At 74.8% G+C, this 583-nt stretch carries 1 protein-coding gene; it reads left to right on the forward strand.

Features of this window, described 5'->3' with window-relative positions; all coding sequences use genetic code 11:
• Positions 1–29: 29 nt before the first annotated feature.
• On the forward strand, positions 30–583 hold a 554-nt coding region (locus AC27KI_RS26920), incomplete at its 3' end, for a ComEC/Rec2 family competence protein (RefSeq protein ID WP_487116968.1).

A 583-nucleotide genomic window follows, 5' to 3' on the forward strand; every position in this document is an offset into this window, starting at 1 on the left:
GGCTTGCCTGGTGCGGCTCGCGCGGGTGGATGCTGGCCTGCGGCCTGGTCTTCATGGGCGGCGCGACGGGGCTGCGGGCGCTGCTGTTCCTGCAGGGGGCCTTGCCGCCGGCGCTGGAAGGCCGCGACGTTGCCATCGTGGGCGTGGTGGCTGCCATGCCGCAGACCGGCGAATCCGGCGTGCGCCTGCGCATGGCGGTGGAATCGGCGGTGCTGGAGGGCCAGGCGGTCGCGGTGCCGCCGGTGATCGATGTGGCTTGGTACGTGGGCACCTTCGGCGAGGCCGCTGGCGCGGCGGACGTGCGGCGGCTGTCCACCCAGGTGCAGGCTGGCGAGCGCTGGCGCATGACCGTGCGCCTGAAGGCACCCCACGGCCTGCGCAACCCGCACGGTTTCGATGCCGAGCTGGCGTGGTGGGAGCAGGGCGTGCAGGCCACCGGCTACGTGCGCACCGGCGCGCGGGACGAACCGCCCCGCCGGCTGGAGGCACCTGGCGTTACCCGGTGCAGCGGCGCGCCAGGCGGTGCGCGATGCCATCCTGGCCCATCTCGCGCCGGTCGATGCCGGCACGGGCCTGGACGAAG

Source organism: Acidovorax sp. KPB24-03 (assembly GCF_057546605.1).